The organism is Paenibacillus cellulositrophicus, from assembly GCF_009363095.1.
Taxonomy (GTDB): domain Bacteria; phylum Bacillota; class Bacilli; order Paenibacillales; family Paenibacillaceae; genus Paenibacillus_AQ; species Paenibacillus_AQ favisporus.
Genome location: NZ_CP045295.1, coordinates 5,840,814 through 5,863,810, shown reverse-complemented (window position 1 = coordinate 5,863,810; position 22,997 = coordinate 5,840,814). Strand labels below are relative to the sequence as shown.

At 53.7% G+C, this 22,997-nt stretch carries 14 protein-coding genes; 7 read left to right on the top strand and 7 right to left on the bottom strand.

What is annotated here, in order from left to right; all coding sequences use genetic code 11:
• The first annotated feature begins 1 nt into the window (after window position 1).
• On the top strand, window positions 2-547 hold the full coding sequence (locus GCU45_RS26700; RefSeq protein ID WP_244364287.1) for a sigma-70 family RNA polymerase sigma factor: 546 nt from the start codon (window positions 2-4) through the stop codon (window positions 545-547).
• Complete coding sequence (locus tag GCU45_RS26695) at window positions 544-1,665, top strand: DUF4179 domain-containing protein (protein WP_167527236.1); 1,122 nt, start codon at window positions 544-546, stop codon at window positions 1,663-1,665. The genes GCU45_RS26700 and GCU45_RS26695 overlap by 4 nt, the downstream gene beginning before the upstream one ends.
• A gap of 87 nt (window positions 1,666-1,752) precedes the next feature.
• Here GCU45_RS26695 and GCU45_RS26690 read toward each other — a convergent pair whose 3' ends face one another.
• The 4 genes from GCU45_RS26690 to GCU45_RS26675 all read right to left on the bottom strand — a co-directional run bounded on the left by GCU45_RS26690 (window position 1,753) and on the right by GCU45_RS26675 (window position 6,642).
• A complete protein-coding gene (locus GCU45_RS26690; RefSeq protein ID WP_152401812.1) occupies window positions 1,753-2,841 on the bottom strand; it encodes a Gfo/Idh/MocA family protein in 1,089 nt (362 codons plus the stop codon).
• 257 nt (window positions 2,842-3,098) lie between these two features.
• Window positions 3,099-4,763 carry a type 2 periplasmic-binding domain-containing protein gene (locus GCU45_RS26685; RefSeq protein ID WP_244364285.1) on the bottom strand — a complete coding sequence of 555 codons (1,665 nt, stop codon included), beginning with the start codon at window positions 4,761-4,763 and terminating at the stop codon, window positions 3,099-3,101.
• A gap of 39 nt (window positions 4,764-4,802) precedes the next feature.
• On the bottom strand, window positions 4,803-5,684 hold the full coding sequence (locus tag GCU45_RS26680; RefSeq protein ID WP_145135339.1) for a carbohydrate ABC transporter permease: 882 nt from the start codon (window positions 5,682-5,684) through the stop codon (window positions 4,803-4,805).
• 31 nt (window positions 5,685-5,715) lie between these two features.
• Window positions 5,716-6,642 carry an ABC transporter permease gene (locus tag GCU45_RS26675; RefSeq protein WP_244364673.1) on the bottom strand — a complete coding sequence of 309 codons (927 nt, stop codon included), beginning with the start codon at window positions 6,640-6,642 and terminating at the stop codon, window positions 5,716-5,718.
• 356 nt (window positions 6,643-6,998) lie between these two features.
• On the opposite strand from GCU45_RS26675, the gene GCU45_RS26670 reads away from it, so the two are divergent.
• Window positions 6,999-9,284: a helix-turn-helix domain-containing protein gene (locus tag GCU45_RS26670; RefSeq protein ID WP_244364672.1), complete on the top strand. Its 2,286-nt coding sequence runs from the start codon at window positions 6,999-7,001 to the stop codon at window positions 9,282-9,284.
• Between the two features lie 228 nt (window positions 9,285-9,512).
• Here GCU45_RS26670 and GCU45_RS26665 read toward each other — a convergent pair whose 3' ends face one another.
• Window positions 9,513-15,752: an invasin domain 3-containing protein gene (locus GCU45_RS26665; protein WP_280117563.1), complete on the bottom strand. Its 6,240-nt coding sequence runs from the start codon at window positions 15,750-15,752 to the stop codon at window positions 9,513-9,515.
• Window positions 15,753-15,994: 242 nt separating this feature from the next.
• On the opposite strand from GCU45_RS26665, the gene GCU45_RS26660 reads away from it, so the two are divergent.
• From GCU45_RS26660 to GCU45_RS26650, 3 genes are read left to right on the top strand one after another with little or no spacing between them, the layout of a single operon-like run.
• Complete coding sequence (locus tag GCU45_RS26660) at window positions 15,995-17,080, top strand: GerAB/ArcD/ProY family transporter (protein WP_152401808.1); 1,086 nt, start codon at window positions 15,995-15,997, stop codon at window positions 17,078-17,080.
• The gene (locus GCU45_RS26655) at window positions 17,077-18,516 is read left to right on the top strand and encodes a spore germination protein (RefSeq protein ID WP_152401806.1); all 1,440 of its coding nucleotides are present in this window, start codon (window positions 17,077-17,079) and stop codon (window positions 18,514-18,516) included. The genes GCU45_RS26660 and GCU45_RS26655 overlap by 4 nt, the downstream gene beginning before the upstream one ends.
• A gap of 8 nt (window positions 18,517-18,524) precedes the next feature.
• A complete protein-coding gene (locus tag GCU45_RS26650) occupies window positions 18,525-19,661 on the top strand; it encodes a Ger(x)C family spore germination protein (protein ID WP_167527234.1) in 1,137 nt (378 codons plus the stop codon).
• A gap of 12 nt (window positions 19,662-19,673) precedes the next feature.
• Here the strand turns inward: GCU45_RS26650 and GCU45_RS26645 are convergent, their stop codons facing one another.
• Window positions 19,674-20,570, bottom strand: coding sequence for a LysR family transcriptional regulator (locus tag GCU45_RS26645; RefSeq protein ID WP_167527233.1), 897 nt, complete (start codon window positions 20,568-20,570; stop codon window positions 19,674-19,676).
• 278 nt (window positions 20,571-20,848) lie between these two features.
• On the opposite strand from GCU45_RS26645, the gene GCU45_RS26640 reads away from it, so the two are divergent.
• A complete protein-coding gene (locus GCU45_RS26640; protein WP_152401800.1) occupies window positions 20,849-21,844 on the top strand; it encodes an acrylyl-CoA reductase family protein in 996 nt (331 codons plus the stop codon).
• 96 nt (window positions 21,845-21,940) lie between these two features.
• On the opposite strand, the gene GCU45_RS26635 is transcribed toward GCU45_RS26640, so the two are convergent.
• A complete protein-coding gene (locus GCU45_RS26635; RefSeq protein WP_167527232.1) occupies window positions 21,941-22,873 on the bottom strand; it encodes a helix-turn-helix transcriptional regulator in 933 nt (310 codons plus the stop codon).
• Window positions 22,874-22,997: the final 124 nt, after the last annotated feature.

Here is a 22,997-nt window from a genome sequence, read left to right as displayed (position 1 = left end):
CTTGGGCTCTCACGCAGAAATGAAAAAGGTTAGCATGGGACAAGCCGGAGAAGAAACCGATGTTTATGACGCCATCATGGAGCACTGGGAAACGCTGCTGAACATCGCTTACAGCTATTTGCGCAATCGTCATGATGCCCTGGAGGCGCTGCAGGAAATGACGTGCAGGGCATGGGTCAAACGCTCGACGCTGAAAGACGGCAGGGCGCTGAAGGCTTGGCTCATCCGCATTCTCATTTATGTATGCATCGATGAGCAGCGGCGCAGGAAGCGTGCCGTTCCTACCGTGGATGAGCAGCTTGAGGAGATTAGTCAGTCTCATGATGCATTCAAAGCGTTCAACCACGATAAGGTCGCCATGGGTCCCCTGCTGGAAAAGGTGAAGCCAAAATACCGCCATGTACTGATCCTGAAATACTACAACGACCTGACGCTCACGGAAATCGCCGCGGTTTTCGGCAAACCGGAAGGCACAGTCAAAACGTGGCAGCATAAGGGGCTTGGCCAGCTCCGCAAATGGATGAAAAATCGGAGGGATTGGGAATGAACACGAACCCCGAAGAACAAGCCCTGCTTGCCGACGCGGCGCAGCTCCGGCGGGAAAGGATGCAAATCGGCGACACGGAAGCTACCGAGGCGATCCGGCGCGGGTTCGCGAATAGATCGACTTCGCGAAAGCGGCGTTTCCTGCCCTATGCCGTCGCTGCAGTGGTGCTGGCCGTGCTGCTGGGTGCCGGATGGTGGCAGGGCGGCCCGATCGGCATTCCTGCACCGCATACGGCGAAGGATATGAGTTGGGGCGCATTGGAAAGGTACAGGGCCCTATCCACCAAAGACGTGGACCATGCGACACTCGAATCCGCAGTACGCAACAATTACATCCAAATCGTCAACAAGTCGGTTTCCTCCGGTCCTTACCGAATTACACTCGATGCCGTCACAGCTGATAAAAACAAGATCATGCTGTTGTACACGGCCACGGCAGAATCCGGTCAGGATATCTACAGGGTAAACAGCGTCAAAGTGACCGACTCAAATTCCGGCAATCTCCTGAATTCCAAATTTCAGATCGGCAACGGCGACGGTCGCAGCTGGTCCGGTCAAAGCACGGTGATGCTTGACCGCAGCCAGCCTTTTCCGAGCCGCATCGAGGTCGACTTTCAGGTGGCCTCCGTAAATCCCGGAAAACTGGGCGACCCGAAAACCGGGACGGTCGCTGCGGATTTCCGTTATTCCGACCGTATGAAAATTGACGTTGATTTAGAACCAAAATTTGAAAAGACGCCGACCTTTGTTATGCAGCCTGATCGTTCTATCAGCATCGATGGCCATAAGGTTGTTCTCTCCGAGGTGGAAATGTCTCCGTTGTTGACGCGCGCCACCTTCGTGATCGATAACGGCAGCGAATTGGATTTCAAAACAAAGCAATCCATCTGGGATAAGTTCCGTTCCATGACTATCGTCTCCACTAACAGAAATGGAAGGGCTGTGCAGCTGAGTCCGGTAGCCGGAAACGGGACCGACGAGGGCTTCCAGCAAATATTCAGCAGCAGCATGCTCGACAAGCCCCGATCGCTTGTGCTGAAGATGTACATCGAGTCGGATGACGCGGGCGTCCCTAAACTTCTAAAGGATCTGCCCGTAGTTGAACTGAAAATCAAATGATGGCTGTAATGAAAAGCAAAAAACCGCGATTGTATCGCGGTTTTTTAATCTTCCTTATGATCCGGGCTCGGTCATCGGGATCTTCATCTACCCATCGCCTGACCAAACCTGACGTGAAGAAACGACGGTTTCTCCAGACTGAATCGCCTGCTGTATGAGCATGCCCAAATAATGATCCTGCGAAGCATCAGAGAGACTGTAGAAGCTGGGCCCGCCCGCAGCGTAGACAGCCATTTGCTGCAGGCAGCAGGCAATCGCGATTTCGTCGTCGTACAGCCTTGCAGGGGCAAACGGATTGTTATACACCCACCGTTCTCCCGCCATAATCCCCTCCAGAAAGTACCCTTCCTGATTCTCGAGCTCACCCTTATTGATTCGCTTAAAGTTCAAATAAAGCGGCGTACGGAAGTCCTTCAGGACCGTCAGCCGGTCATCGAATATCTCGCCCCGCTCCCCCTGTACCGACAGGTGGTTCGAGCGGATCCAGGAACGATGCTGGTTCGCGGTGAAATCGTAGATCCCGAGCTTGCCGCCGAAATCCAGCCAGGCCAAATCTCGCCGGGACGTCACGATCTGTTCTTCCGGCGGCGGTCCGCTCCGGGTAGGTCCTGCCACCCAGTCGGACTCAAACCGCATTGCCCGAACGCGGACGTCTTCAAATCCTATACCGAGCATCTTCCGAAGCAGGGCGGCTCCGTGGTAAAAGTGTGAAATCGATACGGTTGCCTGGGTTACGTTCCCGAGCAGCCCTTCCCGAATGATGGCCATTCTAGCTTGGTTCATCGGATGGAACGGATACTGCTCGGCGACCTGCACCCGCGCACCGCGGCGTGTCAGCTGGTCATGCAGCCGGATCAGCCCGTCCAAATCAGGTGCAGGAGGCGTTTCCGCCAATGCGGGAATGCCATGGTCCGCCAGCTGAATCAAATACTCCGCGCAAGCCGATGCGCTGACCGACACGACCATGAAATCCGGCTGCGGGCCGGTCAACAGCTGTTCAAGCGTCCTGTATGCGGCCACCTGCCACTGGCGCTCCATCGCCTGGCCTTTGGCTGAGTCCCGGACCACCATTCCCGTGACCTGGAATTTATCTGGAAGCGCTTGCGCAATTCTTAAAAAATATTGGGCCCGAAATCCACCGCCGCCGATAATGCCGAAAGTTGCAGGCCTTGCCATAACTACACCTCCTTTTTATTGAGAGCAGCCCGAAGGCGGCAGTACCATGAGCGACAGCCATGAACGAATCGCGGATATCGCCCGCTTCTCCTTGGATAATAACTACCATAGCACCGGCCCTGATCATTGACAATCCGCCGATAGTCAGAAGAAAGAACCGGCCGTTGGCCGGTTCTTCCCCGATGAGGATGGAACTATTTTTTCTTGTGTACCTGTCATCTTTGTTCCCGGAAGAATTCCAAGCTTCGTATGATGATTTATTCCGCCTGATACCGATCATAAGCCGCCTGATACCGATCATAAGCCGCCTGATACACGGACATGTACTGGTCCAGTCCCATTTTCTTTAAGTTATTTACGTACCCGTCCCACTGATCGAAAGACGCGGAGCCGTTAATGAATTTTGCTTCCATTTCCGCGGTGTAATCCTCAATGTCCTTGCCGATGGAAGACATGACCTCCGTCTCCTCCGGCGTATAGTTAAAGTTATACAGGATGTTCTTCACCGCGTAAGGCTTGGCTTTTTCGGCCGCGGCTATGGAATTCGGGAGCGTCTCCGACCCTTTGAAATACTTCTCCGTCACGAAGCCAGGATAGCTTCCACCCAGCCAGGTGAAGTATTTGGCCAATGCCTGGTCCTGTGTCAGCCCGTCCGGATTGTTCGTGATTTCGTCCACGTATTTCAAATTGCCGCTCGAGTCACTGGTATACGTCTCCCCTTCCTTACCCATGAAATACAGCTTGGCGCCTTCATCGCTGTAGAAGTAATCCATCCAGCGGATCGTGGCTTCCGGATACGGATCTTTATTGGTAATGGCAAAAGCGCCGACATGCACCATCGGAACTTTGACATGGGCATACAGCTGGTCGCCATGCGGCCCTTTCAAGGCCCCGAGTCCCGTAAATTCCTTGCGCCCCATCACGGTTTCAGGGTTCGGCACCACTGTTGAGCCAAGCAGACCGGCCTGCCCTTTGGCGTTCAAGGCGCTGCCCTCGATCGTAAATATTTCGGGATCGATCAGCCCCTCCTTATAGAGCTTGCTTATAAACTGCAGCACCTCTTTGTACTGTGGCAGGGTTTTGATAAAACGAAGCTTGCCTGTCCCAGGGTTCACATCCACCAGCTTATGCCCAAGGCCGCTGGTGCCAAGCCCCCAGGCCCCTTTCATGTGGTCGATCAGTGCCGTAACGCCGCCAGCGCTGAACGGAATCTCGTCATGCTTGCCGTTCCCGTTCAGGTCCGTCGCCTTGACCGCCTGCAGGTATTTGTAAAATTCCTCGGTCGTCTGCGGTTCCTCCATCCCCAGCTTCTTCAGCCAATCCTGGTTGATCCACAGCGGCGTGCCGATCAGCATGGAGAGAAGGTCCGGGTCATAGAAGGACGGAAGCGAATAAATGTTGCCGTCCGGCATCGTCAGCCCTTTGCGGATGTCCGGATATTTCTCCATCAGCATTTTGAAATTGGGCGCATATTTATCGATCAGGTCGTTTAACGGGATGAAGACGCCCTGCTGCCCATACCGTGCGAGCTCAGCCGATCCGACGCGCGCCGAATACAAGACGTCCGGATAGTCGCCTCCCGCCAGCGCCAGGTTCCTTTTCTCGGTCAGCGTTTCAAATGGCACCAGATTGAACTTCACCTGGATATTCGACATTTGGCTGTACGTTTTCCAAATCAGCGTATCTTCAAATTTGCTGCCGTTAGTCGGCGACTTGCCTGTGAAAAAGGTCAGCTCAATCGGTTCTTTCACGATCGGCATGCCCGTTTCGTTCAGATTGGCCAGCTTGTCGGTCTTGTTCTCCGCTTCACCTTCCGACGCACTGCCGCTGCATCCACTCAGCAAACCCGCAGCCATCACGAGCGACAGCGTGAGCGGTCCCCATTTGCCCCGCATCTTACGAAGCCGTTTTTGTTTTCTCATACTCCATCTCCTCCGTTAACATTTAAGATTTGACCTTGATCAGCCCTTAATCGCACCAACCATGACACCTTTGACGAAATACTTTTGCAGAAAAGGGTAAAGAATGAGCATCGGCAGATTCGTGACAATAACCGCCGCGTATTTGATCGCCTCGGCATCCATCAGACTGCGGGCCAGCGTATCATCGCTGATGTCGACCATCTCCTGCATCTGGTTCTGTACCAGAATCTCCCGCAGAAACAGCTGCATCGGGTACAAATCCCGGTCCGACAAATAGAGCAGCGCGCTGAAGTAAGCATTCCAATGTCCGACCGCGTAGAACAGCACCATGACCGCGAGTACCGGTCCCGACAGGGGCAGTACGACTTTGAGCAAAATTTTAATATTGGAGCATCCATCCATGAAAGCCGCTTCTTGAACTTCCTTGGGGATGGAGGATTGAAAAAACGTGCGCATGATCAGAATGTTCCATACCGAGACGGCGGACGGAATAATCATGGCCCAGAACGTATTGAGCAGCCCGAGGCTTTTGATCAGCAGGTATGTCGGAATCATGCCGCCGCCAAAAAACATCGTAAACACGATCAGGAACGTAAAGAAGTGTCTGCCTTTAAAGTCCGTGCGGGACAGCGGGTAAGCCCCCGCCACGGTCATCACCACATTGAGCGCGGTTCCAACAACCGTATACATGACCGTGTTCATAAAGCCACGAAGCAGCTCCTTGTTCCCAAACAGGCGTTCATAACCAACGAGCGAGAACCCTTTGGGCCACAGCCATACCTCGCCTCGAATGACCGACCCGGGGTTGCTGACCGATGCGATCAGCACGAAGAACAGCGGGTACAGAACGATCAGGGTGACGACCCCCAACAGGACGTAGATGCCTATTCCCGTGATCCGCTCGGACCTGGTTTCCAGCATGGATGACCCTCCTTCCGTTGTCTAGTCAAGATTACCATAGGCTGCTTCCGCCCATTTTGCGCGCGATCCGGTTTACGGTCAGGAGCAGCACGAAATTGACGACGGCATTGAACAGCCCCACGGCGGCGGAATAGCTGTACTGCGCCCCCAAAATGCCGCTGCGGTATACGTTGGTGGCAATGACGTCCGACGCTTCCATATTGAGCGAATTTTGCATCAGGAACACCTTTTCAAAACCGACACCCAAAATCGATCCGATGTTCAAAATGAGCAGGACGACGATCGTCGGCGCGATGCCAGGCAAATTGATGTGCCACATCCGTTTGAGCCTGCCGGCACCGTCCACCTTGGCCGCTTCATGAAGCTGCGGGTCAATCCCGGACAAGGCGGCCAAATAAATGATCGAGCTCCAGCCCATGCTCTGCCACACGCCTGACCAGACATAGATGCTCTTGAACCATGACGGCTCGGTCAGAAAAGCAACCGGCTGTCCGCCCAGCCATACGATAACCGCATTGACGAGTCCGCTGACCGGAGACAGAAACATCATCAGCATGCCGACCACAACCACAGTCGATAAAAAATGCGGGGCATAAGTCACCGTCTGGACGAATCGCCGGAACTTGGATGAACGCACCTCATGCAGCAGGAGCGCCAGCACGATCGGAACCGGAAAACCCGCGATCAACTCATACACCCCGATGCCAAGCGTGTTCCGCAGAATGCGCGCAAAATAAAAGCTGTCAAAAAAGCGTTCGACATGCTTGAGTCCGACCCAAGGACTCCCCGTGATGCCTTTCGAGGCGATGTAATCCTTGAATGCGATCTGCACGCCGTACATGGGAATATAGTGGAAGACGATAAAGTAACCCAGAACCGGGGCAATCAACAGATACAGCTGCCAATTCCGGAGCCATGCCGCCGCCCGGCTGCTCCCTCGTCCGTTTTTCTCGTACATGCTGCCGCCCTTGCCGGCCATCTTGTTCACCGCCGTTTGGCTGTCCACAACGAATTTCCCTCCCCCTTGATCCTCTGTGCAAGATTCATGCCCCATGCTGGACGCTATCTGACACGAATGCATCATGACACAGCTTTGCCGCGCGCCGCTATGGACAATTTTCAAGATGCTTACCCATCTCTCAACTCTTCTAACTTGCAGTCCGGAAATCATGAATAATCAAACTAAATCATAAAATTTGCATATACAATTTTTACGTTCTCTTAACGTCCGCGTCCAATCGACTTAATAGTGAGCCGTTACATTAATGGGATAGGTATCCATGCCAAAATGGTTTGAAGGGAGCTTAAGCGGTGATGATTAGCTGGATCAAGGAACGCAGGCGCTCGCTGTTCGTCCAGATTTTCGTTAGTTTTCTTGCGCTGATCCTGCTGTTTGGCGGGGTTTATACGGCCATTTACCATATGTTTAAAGGAACGCTTCAGGAAGAAATCATCCAGTCGAACCAAAGTGATCTGCACGATGCGGCGGGCCGCTTCACCAATCAGCTCCAGCGTCTGCAGGTGCTGCTGTACGATCTGTACAACCAGGAGGACTTGATCGGCTTTAACAGCCAGCTTCACAGCGCCGAGAGCCAAAACGTCGATTATCTCAAAGCCCGGAGCGTGATTCTCCAAATGAGAAGGGATGTATACAACCCCCTCTTTTACCTGGAAGACGTTATTATTTATTTTGACGAAAAAGATTTTGCCCTCAGCAAATCCGGAAGCAGCAGCGCTTCCTACCTGTTCAGCCATCTGTATGCCAGCTCAGCTTACCCGCAGCCTTTTTGGCAGGCCGCCTCCGAGTCGTCTGATCCGCAGACGTTCCGGCTGCTGCCGGCGTCGCCGTTTCACGTCAATGTCACGGTGCCGGATGCCAAGCAGCTGCTGCCTTACGTCTACCAGCCGCCTGGCGGACGATATCAGGTGATCGCATTGATCGATATTGAGAAAGCGGCCAGTTCGTTTTTCGGCAACACCCAGAACCGGACGGTAGGAATCATGGACCCGGAGGGAAACCTGCTGTATCAGCATGGGAAAATCGGCATGGATACGCTGCCTGAATTCAAGCCGCGACAGCAGCAGATGCTCTTTGACGATACCTATTACTTCAAAACATCGTCGGACCAAGGACTGACCTATATTACGGCCGTACCCTACAAGCATGTCTCCTCGCAGTTCAGCCGGGTGACAGGGACCGTCCTGGTCATCTTCATGCTGACGCTCGCCGTTTCTGTAGGCGTTTCCATCCTCCTCAGCCGCAAGCTGCATACGCCCGTCAAGCGCATGCTGTCCGCCATGCTGGACCATAAACCCTTTGATGCAGCCCCTGCACCCTTCCGGAAGGGCGCGGTGGAATATGATCTGATCGCGGCGAGGATCCACGAGCTGCAGCGGGACAAAAAAGAGATCCGGGCCAAGCTCCAACAGCAGCGGTCCGTACTGACCAGCTATTCGTATATCAGCCGCCTTAAAAACATCAACACGGATATCAACGAATGGAAGGACTTCCTGACGGCGGACGAACGCTATGTCGTGGTGCTGTATCACATCCGGTTCCGCTTGTCCCATACGGCAGATCTGCCTGTTCACGCCGATACAGCCGTCAGGCATCTGCTGGACCATATTCATATCCTGACGACCGGGCAGTTCGAGGGCTCCCATACGTTCCAGCTGGAGAAAAATGAAATTATATCTATTATTAAGGGAGCATCCTCAAGCTCGACTTATTCCTTTCTGGAAGAGATCCGCAGCATGCTGGAGGCGGAGAAGGACCAGATTCTGGTCAGCATCGCCGTCAGCGGCGATATCCACCAGGTATCGGAGTTCAGCCGGGCTTACCATGAGCTGCGGTCGTGGACGGCCCAGGCCAAATTGGTCGAGGAGGCCCAGCTGATTACCGGCAGCCGCTCCCTTCCCGCTTCCGTATCCCTAAGCCCTGCTCAGGAGCGCGAATTCACCGCTTCCCTGCAAGCGGGCCAGGACGCCCGCTGCCTGCAGCTGATCGACCAGGCGCTGGACTTCATGCTGCGCAAGGAAGCCGGCATCGGCCAATTCCGCTTCTTCGCCGATTCCATCGCCTCGCGGGTGATCTACTTCGTGGAAGCTGCCCAGGTGGAATCAACGAAGATTCAGTCGCTGAAGCAGTGGACCCGCGGGCTGCAGGACTGCCAGTGCGTCACCGATTACCGACAAGTCTTCCGCCAGCTGCTCGAAGCGTCCTGCTCCCTGCTGCGTTCCAAGTGGGATGCGCGGGAAGAGCCGCTGATCTCCAAGCTGCTGAAGGTCATGCAGACCCAGTACGCAGAGGATTTGTCCCTGGATTACCTGTCGGCCAAATTCAATCTGACGAGCACCTATTTATCCGCCTATATCAAAGACAAGACCGGCTTGAATTTCAGCGACCATATGCAGGGCATCCGGATGGAAAAGGCGCGCGAGCTGCTCGCCTGCACCAGCCTGACTGTGAATGAAATCAGCCAGCAGGTCGGGTACCTCAATATCACCTCTTTCAACCGGACCTTTAAAAAGGTGACCGGCATCACGCCGGGTGCCTACCGCAAAAGGCATTGGCTTCAGAGCACCAGCCAAAGCGGTTAGCGGAACCTGGATGCGGTGCTCCGCTCTTTTCGCATGTTGACCCAGCACAAAAACAGCCAATCGCCGGTTACATACAGGCGAATGGCTGTTTTTTCTTGACTTTACATATCGCAAACAATAAAAGTCTGCTCTAATCCATATCCTGTGTACACTGATGTTTCTGCGACTAAACGCTATATCCTAAAGCAAAGCAGGAAAAGTGTCACGTCAATCGCCCATGTGAACAGCCTAATTGATAAATTGGATTTCCTTCAGCATCCGGACGATCATGACCGCCATTTCGGCACGAGTGCAGGTCTCGTCCGGACGCAGTGCGCCATGCTGGTCACCTTGCATAATTCCCGCCTGAACGATCTTAATCATCGCATCATGGGCCCAGCTGGCGATCTCTTCTTGATCGGAGAAACCCTCGAGACTCACTTGTTCAGCGCTGCCTTGAGTATCCGCTTTGCCTGAGTACGTCATGGATTTACTGATCATCAGCGCCATTTCCTGCCGGGTTACCGCGCGTTCCGGATGAAATCCGCCGTCACCTGCCCCCTGGATGATTCCTGCCTTCGTGGCCGACTGTACTTCCGCCGCATACCAGTCCTTATCGTCAACATCGTCGAAGATACTTGTTCCTGCCTGTTCGGGGAGCTGAAGCGCCCGGGCCAGCAGCACAGCAAATTCCGCCCGGGTAACGGTGTCACCGGGAGCGAAGCTGGATGCCGTTTTCCCTTGAAGCAGCCATTTGTTGGCAAGCAGCAGGACATCCCCCTGCGACCAATGGTTCTGAAGATCCGCAAAGGATGCGTTTCGTTGAAGCAGAACAATCACATCCGCTTCGAAGCCTTTATGAAGAACGGTAGCTGTCTGTGAACCGGCTGCGTCCTTTCCAAACAGAGCCGAAACGAAACGGAAGGTTTGCCCGGTCGGCTGTAAAACGGCAGCAGATGCATGATCAGGCTGAAGTTTACCGCCAGCGCTGTCATCAAGCAAAAAAGTCAGTTTATCTATATTGACCGCGTGTGCTATTCCTGCGCCATCCTGAACCGCCGAGACATTAAACTGGAACGGTTCGGTTATCATTTCGGCATGCGCGCGCTTTGCGGCGTCTTGGATTTGTGATTTCAACCCGGCGTCCGGGCGTTTCATCGTAAACAACAACCCTTCGCTCGTACCTTCCGATGGATTACCCGAATCCGCCATCTTGATCTCCTCTAGCGGCAATACAACGCTGCCACCCGGTGTCGCCCACTCGATCTTCAGATCCGGGTTGATGGATAAAAGCCGATGGATGAGTGGTCCGGAAAGACGGAGCCCCCAGCTCTGATCTCCTTCCTCGGTACGCACATGGATGCGCCCTTGCTTGACCTCTTCCTCGTGAAGCAAGATCGTCCCTTTCATTTGATCGTACTCGATTTGGAGGGAGAGCGCCTGAAGAGCCGGCGTTTCGGGCGGTTTACCGCCAGCGTTAGACGACGAACCACTGCTGCCTCCTCCGGCAATTACCGGCTCGGTGACCCTGATCAGTGCAGTCGCCGCCTGTCCTCCGTACGTTGCCGTAATGACGGTTTGCCCGGCTGTCAGCCCCGTAACCAGTCCATCGGAGTCTACCTTGGCTATGTTCGGATCATCGATATGGTAGTCCGCCAATCCGGTCACATCTTTCTCCGTTTGATCCGAATAACTGGCGATGGCCTGAATCCGTATTTGTCCGCGCATCCGTAAATCGTAGGAAGGAGAATCCAATGTCAATCCGCTCTGAACGGCATACACCGTGACGGAAGCTGTCGCCGACAGGGCCTCGGCTCCTTCGCCATATACGGCCGAAACTACGCTCGTTCCAGGCTTCAAGCCGTAAATATACCAGTTGTCATCCTCCTGATCCACTTTGATCATTTCCGGATCGTAATGCCACTGGACTTCTGAGGTCCAATCGACCGTCGATGATCCATCTACCGTTTGCACCACCGTAGGTGCCTTTCCCCCCACTTCAATGGAATAGTCTGAAGGAACGATAAACATGCCGTCGCCGAAGTCGATACGGATCTCCGGCGTCAGCTCTTCCTCGCCAATAAATCCGCGGATCACCGCTGTACCAGATTGGAAAGAGCTGATCAGCGCGGTGTAGACCCCCTGGCTCTTATAGGTAAAGTCAGAAAGGTTGCCAAGCGTTGTGTCACCATGAATCTCCGGATGCTGATCTGTCAGGTTACCGAAAGCGTCTTTGATTTCGATCGTGATTACCGAGAGACCGAGTCCATTCGCCGGAAGCTCCGTCGTGCCGGCTGTGATGACGGAATTTTCCAATACATAGGGTCCAGCCGTAAATTCAACCTCAGCTTTTCCCTCAAGCGGAATTCCGTTCAGCGTAGCAGTCAAAACAGCTGTTCCGGCCGTTGTCGACGTGACCGCAGCTTCATAGCTTCCGTCCGGAAGAACCGCTGTGTCCGTGATCGAGCCAAGCGACGATAAGATCTGCACCTGACTGCCGTCATCCGAATAAACGTCATTTCCGTTCTCGTCTTTCAGCCGGACGCTGACCGCAGCCGAACTGATTCCGTCTGCCGTTACGCTGTCCTTGTCAACAGAGATTGTTGAGACTGCCACCGAAGGGTCCCCCGGCGAGAAGATGACCGTGGCTGTCTGCGTTAATTCAACACCGTTTAATACGCCGGTGACGGTGGCCGTTCCCGCCGCTTTCGACGAAGTCAGGACGGCGGAATACGTTCCGCTCCCATAATCGGTTACTTCGCTAATGGAACCTGAGTCGGCCATAAGTACGAGGTCTCCCCCGCTTGAGGTCAAATTGTTCCCATAGGCATCTTTAAGCTGAACGGTGATGGTGGAAGTGCTCTGTCCATCAGCGGTGATCACATTCGGACTGACCGTCAATAAGGACGTCTCCGGTGAAGCTGCTCCCGGTACGAAATCGACCGTTGTCTTCCCTTCCAGATCAACCCCATCAAGCTTCCCGGTGATCACTGCCTTGCCGGTTCCGAGCGGTGCCGTAAATGCTGCTGTGTAGCTGCCGTCTTCGTGATCCTTCACGGTGCCCAGCGTCCCGCCTGTCGTGCTGAGCATTACGTCTCCGCCGCTCGTCGTCAAGTTATTCCCGTAGGCATCCTTCAGCTGCACCGTGATCAACGTCTGGCTGCTGCCGTCAGCCGTGATCGAATTCTCGCGTGCGGAAATGGCCGATACAGCGGCGGATGCCGCACCCGGAACAAAATGGACGGTCGTTGTCTGCGTCAGGCTTGTTCCCGACAGCTTCCCGCTGATTACCGCCGGTCCAGCGGCTGTCGATGCCGTAAGCACGGCCGAATAGCTGCCGTCACCATGATCCGTTACGGTGCCCAGCGTCCCGTCTGTTGTGCTGATCGTCACGGGGCCGCTGCTGGCCGTCAGGTCGTTCCCGTAGGCGTCTTTCAGCTGGACGGTAATCAACGTCTGGCTGCTGCCGTCCGCGGTGATTGAACCCTCGCGTGCGGAAATAGCCGATGCAGCGGCAGATGCCCCACCCGGAACAAAATGGACAGTCGCTGTCTGTGCCATGCTTGTTCCCGACAGCTTGCCGCTGATCACCGCCGTTCCGGCGGCCGTCGGTGCTGTAAGCACAGCCGTATAACTGCCGTTTCCATGATCCGTCACTGCTCCCAATGCCCCGGCCGTGGTGCTTAATGTCACGGGGCCGCCGCTGGCCGTAAGCTGGTTCCCGTAGGCATCTTTAAGCTGCACGGTAACCTTCGTGCGGCTGCTCCCGTCCGCCGTGATTGCGCTCTCGCTTGCGCTCAAGGCCGATTTGGCGGCGGATGCCGCACCTGGAACAAAAGTCACAGCAGCGGTCTGCGCCAGGGCCGTGCCTGACAGCTTCCCACTGACGACGGCCGGTCCGGCGGCTGTTGGCGCCGTGAGCTCGGCTGTATAACTGCCGTCTCCGTGATCGGTCACGGGACCTAACTTGCCGGCCGTCGTGCCCAGCGTCACGGCTCCGCCGCTGGTCGTCAGGCTGTTTCCGTAGGCGTCCTTAAGGTAGACGGTAACGGTCGCTTTACTGGTCCCATCGGCAGTAAGGGTACCCGGACTTACCGTCAGCGTTGACTTGGCCGCAGAAGACGCCCCGGGGACAAAAGTTACGGCAGCAGTCTGCGACAAGCTTGTTCCCGACAGCTTGCCGCTGATCGTAGCCTTTCCGGCAGCGGTTGGCGCCGTGAGCTCGGCTGTATAGCTCCCGTCGCCGTGATCCGTTACCGCTCCCAGCGTCCCCGCCGTTGTGCTCAGCGTCACCAGTCCACCGCTGACCGTCAAGTTATTGCCGTTCGCATCTTTTAATTGAACAGCGATGGTTGTGCTGCTCCTCCCGTCTGCCGTGATCGACGATAGAGCCGCAGTTACCGTGGACTTGGCGGCAGATGCCGGGCCGGGGACAAAGCCGACGGTGGCCGTCTGGCTCATGGATGTTCCCGATACTTTCCCTCTGACCGTGGCCGTACCGGCAGTTGTCGGTGCCGTAAGCTGGGCCGTATAGCTGCCATCTCTGCGGTCCGTTACCGCACCCAGCGTTCCCGCCGTTGTGCTGAGCGTCACTGTTCCACCGCTGGCGGTCAAGTTGTTGCCGTTCGCATCCTTCAGTTGAACAGTGATGGTCGACTTGCTGCTGCCATTCGCCGTAAGCGTCGTTGGGCTCGCCGACAGAACGGATTGGGAAGCCGATGCCGCTCCGGGAATGAACTTTACATTTGCCGTTTGGCTTAGAGCCTGTCCGTTCAACTTCGCGCTGACGACACCCGTTCCCACAGTGGTCGGCGAAGTCACAATGGCTGTATAGGTGCCATCCCCCTTGTCGCTGACCGGACCCAATGTCCCTGCCGTCGTACTGAGCGTTACTGATCCGCCGCTGGCCGTCAGGCTGTTCCCGTTCGCATCTTTTAATTGTACGGTAACCGTGGCTTTACTCGTCCCATCCGCGGTCAAGGATAGGGGATCTACAGTAAGGGTGGATGCCTCGGTCGATGCCGCTAACGGTGTGATTACCACCGATCCCTGCCCGGACAACGGATAGCCGTTGATCGTCCCCGTAATTTTCGCCGTACCTGCTGCAGAGCCCGGCATCAATTCGGCGCTGTAGGTCCCGTTTCCATTATCTGTCACTTCGCTAAGACGACCGAGCGTAGACATTAGTTCTAGCTGCCCCTCCCCAGCTGTAAGCGGCTCGTTAATCCCATCCTTCAGCGTAACTGTAATAGCTGACTTGCTAATCCCGTCTGCCTGAACCGATCCAGGATTCGCTGCAAAATTTGCGCCTGCGGGATAGGTCCTGATCGGGTTTGTGGAATAAGTGAGCTTGTTGGTATCCACTCCAAACTGGTCGTCGGTGTTCCACCCCCAGCTCCATATCGTGCCGTCACTCAGCAGCCCGACGCCAAAATTGGCTCCGGCCGAGAAGCTGGTAACGCCGGCTAGGTTCACCTTGGTCGCTTTGGGATATCCCGAATTTTGAAGACCCCACCACCATAACGTACCGTCGCTCTTCATGGCTACGTTGATTTGGATACCGCCTGCAACCCCAACGACATCCGTAAGCGGTGCGCCTGTTGAGTCGAGTACCTGGACGGCGGTCGTTGTGTTTCCGCCTCCATTTCCGAGGTTACCGTACAAATTGTTCCCCCAGCTCCAGACCGTCCCGTCACTCTTTAATGCAAACGAGGCAATATCATTCGAGGCAACATCGACGACATCTGTAAGGAGGTCTCCGCTGCTCATTTTTACTTGCACCGGGTATTCGGCATCTTTGGTTGATCCGTTTCCCAGGGCTCCATAGCCGCCGTACCCCCAAGCCCAGACCGTCCCGTCTTCTTTAAGGGCCACTACGTGATATTCACTTCCGGCCACATCCTTAACACCGGTTAAATACGCATTGGCCGAAGCTTTGATTTGGACTGCCCGATTGCTAGAATTGTCGGTACCCGCCAATGTGCCCGAGATCCCAAAGCCCCACAGAGTACCGTCATTTTTAATCACAAACGTTTCTTGGCCAGCCGCTTGAACTCTTTTTACGTCGGTGAGGGGCACCCCAGCGGAAGTTAATACTTGAACGGCTCGGGATTGGTCCGTCATGGTTCCGTCGCCAAGCTGTCCATACCTATTGAATCCCCATGTCCAGACAGTTCCATCCGACTTTAGGGCGGCTGAATGCCAGGTACCTGCTGTTATGCCGGTTACGCCCGTCAGGACCGTTCCGTCCGTTTGCAGCACTTGCACTGGACGCTGGACGTTATTCCCGCTCGTCCCGTTGCCTACTTCGCCAGCCTCGTTGCTCCCCCAACCCCAAACGGTACCGTCAGCTGTCAGCATGAGGGAGTGATAACCGCCAGCCGCTATGTCTTGAATATCGTAAGGCGCAGCCGCTGAAGAAGCGAATGCTTGTACAGGCGGAAATGAATAAATGGATGGAAGCCCGATGCATAAACAAAGGAATAACAATCCAGCCTGTCTCCATCGCCAAAGCAATATGATCAACTCCTAAACCTAAGATTGAATCATTATAGGAGCGAAAAATGGCGTTGTCGATTAACAAAGGTTAACTTTTTTAAATAAATCTGATGCCACTACTGTCATAAGAAGCTCTTGTTATCCTCTGCCTTCATTTTGGTTCGACAGTATAATTCATCTAAAATATTCCACAATAAGAAAGGAACGATTGCCATAGCAGGAGGAAGCTGACCATGAAATCCCCTATTACGTTTGTTCAATCCGTCATGATCATGATGCTGAGCACGGGGCTGCTGAACCATGTCATCATCATCCCGATTTTGCTGGATGCGGCCGGACGCGACTCCTGGATGTCTATAGTTCTTGCGGGGGCATGCTCGCTGGTATGGATTGTGATCCTGCACTTTGGAATCAGCAGAGCCGCCAAGCGTCCGATATTTGACATCTTCTCAAAAGCTTACTCCCCTATTGTAGGACGCCTGCTGGCCGGATCGGCAGCGATCTACCTCTTTGCAATATGTACGATTACGACCCGGGACACCGTCTACTGGATCCATCAGACCTTTTCTCCTGAAACACCGATTCTGGTGTTTGCCCTGATCTTTCTTTTCATTTCGGTGGTCAACGCGTACCTTGGCATCCAATCCATTGCCAATACAGCCAGCGTCCTGCTGCCCGTTGTCGTCCTGCTCGGTTTTTTCGTCATGTTTTCGAATACTCCGCATAAAGATTACTCCCTGCTTAAGCCGCTTCTCGCCCATGGCATGCAGCCGGTCTGGAGCGGCGCGGTCTATGTGGGGGCCGGCTTCGCGGAGTTGATCATGCTGCTCTTCATGCAGCATCACATCCAGTCTCGCCTGACGTACTTGCATTTCTTGACAGTGGTCGTCCTCTTGGCAGGTCTGACCCTAGGTCCACTCATTGGCTCAATTGTCGAATTCGGAACGGACGAGGCGGCCAAGCTGAGGTTTCCAGCTTACGAGGAATGGAGGCTGCTCACGATCGGCCGCTACATCGAGCACTTGGACTTTTTCAGCGTGTACCAATGGTTCAGCGGCGCGTTCATCCGGATATCCCTCACCATGTTTCTCATTCTGGATGTATTCCGGATTCAGAGCATTAAGGGAAAGGCATGGATGCTGGGCTGCCTTTACGCGGTCATCCTCTTCATTTCGACCATGCCGATCAGCGATCAGGCCTTCATAAAAATGATGTCTCACTATGTACTTCCTATATCGCTGTGGGGGGTACTGGCGTTTTCGGTTATTATGGCTGGACTGCTCCTGTTGGCTCAGCGAAGGGGGAAAGCGGCGTCATGATGAGAAAAAGCAGCCGGAACGGTTCAGCGATCGATGCTTTGGTCTCCCGCTTATTCGATTCGAGTGCGGATATTAAAAATATAACCCTACAGCTATCCAATGCAGACTACAGCGTTCAGCTGCTGTACTGCCAAGGGTTGTGTGACGTCAACAAAGTGGAGCAGGATATCATTCCTGCGCTGAAGGACATTTCTGAAGATATTTTTCGATCGGACCAGATGAACCTGCAGCAGAAGGTTCCGTTTCACATGAAAAACCTGCCTGAAAAAGGCCGCGAAGAAGCCATAAAGGAAACTGTGCTGAACGGAAATCTTCTGCTCCTATTCAAACCTACGTATCAGATTTACTCGGTAACTCTGGCCAATCCGCCCATACGGCAGCCTGAGGAGCCTAATACGGAGGTGTCTAGCCGCGGGCCGCGGGACGGATTTGTCGAAGATGCATACACCAATCTGGCCTTGATTCGAAGAAGGCTCAAAACCGAATTGCTGGCGGTCGAAGCATTCACGATCGGCTCGGAAACGTCGACCGAGGTATTTCTTCTGTACCATAAGGATGAAATTCAGAAGCATGTGCTCGATGAAATCCGCTCCAGGCTCGCGCGCGTACGTACCAAAGGTCTGATCAGCAATACGCAGCTGGAAGAAACGTTAACGGGCTTTTCGCTTTTTCCGCTGATGACCTATACAGGCCGGCCGGACTACACGGTCAACGCGCTGCTTCACGGCAAATTCGCGCTCGTGATGAACGGCTCGCCGACAGTGGTTTTCGGCCCTGTGACCTTTAACCTTCTGCTTAACACGTCGGAAGACGCTCATTACGTCAACACCTTCGTTGCCTTCACAAGGTTATTAAGGATAATCGGGGTCATGCTGTCGCTTTTTTTACCTGGATTTTGGACGGCGATTACGGCATACCATCAGGATCAAATCCCCTTCACCCTGCTGGCGACCATCGTCAACTCCAGGCAAGGTGTGCCGCTCCCGGTCCCGTTGGAGGCCGTGGTGAGCCTGCTGCTCTTCGAGATTTTCAGGGAGGCGGGAATGAGATTGCCCTCATCCTTCGGACAGACTCTGTCGGTCGTCGGCGGGTTGATTATTGGCCAGGCCGCCATCAGCGCGGGGATTGCGGCACCGGGAACCATCGTCGTTACGGCAATATCGGTCGTCTCCACCTTTACGCTGGTGAACCAGTCCTTAGTCACGGTGGTCAGCCTGCTAAGGCTAGTGATTCTGCTGATCAGCGGATTTCTCGGACTATTCGGAACGCTGACGAGTCTGCTGGCTCTCGTTCTGTTCCTGGTCAATCTTCGATCCTTCGGCACCCCTTTTTTGTCCCCTCTGTCTCCACCTCAATTTAAGGAATGGTTTAAGGTTCTTTTCCGCATGCCTTGGGGCAAAGGGAAATTCAGCGACCATTCCGAAAACAAAGGATGAATTACGGCATGAAAACGATCCGCTGCATCGCTATCGTTATCCTGCTCTCTACGCTGCTAACCGGCTGCTGGGGGACTAGGGAAATCGAGCATATGATTTACGTCAATACACTGGGCGTTGATTACGTCAAGGACAAAGTTGTCGTGTACATCCAAATGGTCAACTTTGGGGGGATCGCCAAGAAAGAATCAGGTCAGAACCAGCAGCAGAAAACGTTCGTTGGCAAGGCGGAGGGGGATGCGTTCGACACAGCGATATTCAATCTGTACGAATCGAGTCCGCAGCGAATTGTCTGGAGCAACGTGAAGTCGGTTGTCTTTACCGAGAATGCATTAAAGCACGGGCTGATCGATCAGGTGATGGACGTATGGGACCGGTATTACGAGTATCGTTATACCGTGTGGGCGATGGCCACCAGGGAACCCTTGGAGCGGGTGCTCAATGCGACGTCAACCAGCGAACTGTCCGCCATATACTCGCAGTTGAACAGCCCGATGCGGTCTTATGAACAAAGTTCGGTTGTCGCTCCGTTGTATATGTACAAATTCATTTGGAAATGGAAAGAAAAAGGTGAAACGGTCCATCTGCCTTACGTGGAAACCGTATCGGGTTGGACCGACAACCAGAAGCCGTCCCCCAACATCAGCATGGCCGGCGTATGCTTTCTGGACCATCAGAAGTTCCGGAGCTGTCTTCCGACCCAACATATCCTGGGACTCCGCTGGACGGAGAAAAAAACGATACGTACACCCCTGGTCATCAAGGGAGAAAAGAAAATCCAAGCCGTCATGGTCATGAACAACATCAAATCGTCGATCCGGCCACGTATCTTCAACGGGAAACCGGTCTTCGATATCAAGGTTTCCATGCAGGCAACGCTTCCGCAGCTGAGCACAAGCCTCCATCGCCAACAGCTCGAGCTGCAGGCTGCCAAGGAAGTTAAAAGCCAGATCATGGATACGTATTTAAAAGGGCTAGAGCAGGACATCGACGCGTATGGCCTGTCGGCAAAGCTGTACCGCAGCATGCCCAAGGAATGGCAGGAACTAAGCAACAAAGGACAATTAAACCTGGATCGGGGCAGCATTGGTATCATTACCGTCAAGGTTAATTTGATCAGTGGCGGCATTTCCAAAATGAGATGAAATGATACAGCATTACTCCTGTTGAACCAAAGGGTATTTTTCGCGGATGAAGTCAAGGAAAGTTTCCGATACCGGGGTAAGCGGCCTGTCTTTTTTCCATACTACGCCGATCGGAAGCTTGCATGCCGGGTCATCGACCTTCACCCAGTGCAATTGATGATTTTGAACACCTATCGTCTTCGGCAGCAAGGCAACTCCAAAACCCGCAGAAACGAGCCCGGCCACCGTATCCAATTCGTCCGCTTCAAATACGGTGTTCGGGCGAATCTGTTTTTTTTCGAACAATTGGTTGATGGTGAAATTTAACCCGCAGGACGTCTTTAAACCGACAAAAGGCTCATCCTGCAGCTCCTCCAAACTGATTTGGCTTTTGCTGCTCCACCGATGATGCTGCGGAAGGGCAAGAAATAATTCGGGCATGCCGAGCAAATGCCAGTTGAACTTGTCATCCAGCAGCTCGGGCGTGGAAAGGCCGAAATCGCATTCGTGATTGGAGATGAGCGTAAGCAATTGTTGATTGGAGCTCTCATGAAGCTCAAAACGGATGTCGGTATAACGCTCCCGGAAGGAACCGAGCAGGCTCGGGATCAGCTGAGCTCCGAGCGTATGCAGGAAGCTAAGGGAAATCACACCCGCCTCCGGATTGATTTGGTTCGCGATCTCCTGTTTGGCTTGCTCAATTTCACGAAAAGCATGTTCAGCCCGTTCCAGAAAAAGACGCCCGAACCGGTTCAGGACCAGATTACGTCCGCTCCGTTCGAACAAAGCCACGCCCAGCTCCTTCTCCAAGCCTGCGATAGAACGGCTCAAGGCAGGCTGGGACAGGGATAACTGCTGTGCCGCCTTCGTCATATGCTGCAGCTTCGCCACCGCAATAAAATACTCAATCTGCTGCCACTCGATTTTCATCCCCTCCTCATCCATTACATTTATGCATGATTTATATACGAATTATAAATTAGACGAATAAGAAGAACAAGGATATTCTAACTATAAGGAGGGATCGCTCCCTTCCGATCCTGGGTTATCGCCTGATGACGATAGATTTTCGATGGAGCGCTTTAATCTGGAACTCAAAGAGTTTGTTGATTCGATCGGACCGAGTTGAATCCGAAACGCTGCATCCATGCTCAGAGCATAATTTTCTGCAAATCATCCATCATTATTTAAGAGAGGCGGCATCAAAAATGAACACTTATCAAGCATTAACGGTAGATTGGAAAGGGGAAAAGCTGAAGCCGGAAATACGGGGCTATTTGCTGGACGATCTGCCGGAAGGAGACGTAACGATCCGTGTTGCATACTCAGGCGTGAATTATAAAGACGGGCTGGCCAGCATCCCTGGAGGCAATATCGTGAACAGTTACCCGCATATTCCGGGAATCGACTTGTCCGGAACCGTCGTCGCTTCGTCTGACCCTGCATTCCGTGAGGGAGACGAAGTCCTCGTTACGGGATACGGATTGGGGGTATCCCATCCGGGAGGCTTCAGCCAAATGACGCGGGTGCCCGCTGCTTGGGTCGTCCCCCTGCCGCCGGGTATGTCGGCGAAGGCAGCGATGGCGGTCGGCACCGCCGGGTTCACCGCTGCCTTATCCATTCACCGGATGGAGGAGAACGGACTGGCTCCCGGCCAAGGCCCTGTGCTCGTAACCGGTGCCACCGGCGGCGTGGGAAGTTGGGCCGTCGCCATGCTGACGCGGTCGGGTTATGACGTGACGGCCAGCTCCCGCAAAAGCGCTGAAGCCGATTATTTGCAAAAACTAGGCGCCGCCGAATGCATCTCGCCCCAGGAGCTGGAATTGCCTGAAGGACGCTCCCTTCAGCAGGAGCGATGGGCCGGTGCGGTCGATCCGGTAGGCGGGGCTCTTCTGCCTCATGTCCTAAGATCGGTCCGTTATGGAGGCTCTGTCGCTGTCAGCGGTTTTACCGGGGGAATGGACTTCGCCTCATCGGTGCTTCCGTTTATTTTACGCGGCGTTAATCTGCTCGGCATTGACTCGGTGCAGTGCCCTATGGAGCTCCGGCGCAAGGTATGGGGACGGATTGCGGCCGAGTGGCTGCCGGAAGAAGAAATGCTCGATTCCGTCGTTCACGAGATTGCGCTGCCCAATCTGCCGGACACGTTGACCCAAATTCTTCAAGGCCGCATGCGGGGCCGGGCTATCGTGAGCCTCTCTTAAGCAGCATGTCATCGTAAAGCGTGAGACGTGTACTGGAACGCTGGTCGCTGTTAACGACCAATCCGGTCACGTCTTTTTCAATTGTTATGAGTTAAATCATTTATCATATAATTGAGCAGTTCTGCGTACTCGATCGGCGATCTCTGCCCTTATGTGTTCAGGTTCCAATACGAGGACATTCGGCCCAAAACTTAGAATCGTATCATATAGCCAACTATCCTCCAGAAACTCCCCTTTAACTTGAAGTGAGCCGTCAGGTAAAGGGGTGATCGATTCCGCTTTGAAGTAGTCCTGTACTCTTGTTCTTACCTGCGGCTGAAAATGTAACTCCAAACGAGTAACCGGACCGCGATCGTTCCATAAAGCTTCTAAATCCTCGATCGTTTTATCTCGGCGAACAAAGCTCTCTAAGGCAATCCGCAGGTTGTTTATTCGGGATAATCGAAAGATTCGATAATTGTTCCGAGTCGTACAATACCCGTACACATACCAATGATAACCTTTTAATGCTATTGTCATCGGTTCTATTTTGCGAGCATAATATTCGCCAATCGTGTTTGGGTAATCAAATTCAACCATCAGGTTGTCCTTAATGGCTCCGCGCAATTGTTCTATAATATCTTGTTCCGATCGTCCGTGCCCCCACGGATTAAAGTCTACGATCATTTTCTGCTTATGCTCCTGCATTTGATCACGTTCCGCTTTTACGATAAGAGCTTGTACCTTATCCCTTAACAGTTGGATCTTCTGATCATCCAGCGAGGAAAGCATCCCGTTCAGGGCCGTCTCAATCACAAACAGTTCTTCAAACGTCAGCAGTTGACGGTCTAGTTTATAATGATCGATCAGTCCGTAACCCCCAGCGATCCCCGTATAGGATACGATAGGAATACCCGCCTTATTGATTGCTTCGATATCTCGGCAGATCGTTCGGACCGATACCTCAAAACGTTCGGCGAGTTCCTTGCCGCTTATTCTATCGCGCCCCAGCAGCAGCGTCACGATAGCAAGAAGCCTGTCAATTTTCAAGGCCCTTGTCCTCCATTTCCGCTTCACACTATAGTTCAATACACACTCATTAAAACACAAAACGTTGGCCTAAAAAACCCGAACCGTTCATGACATAATGATGTCGTAATCGGTATAGTACAAT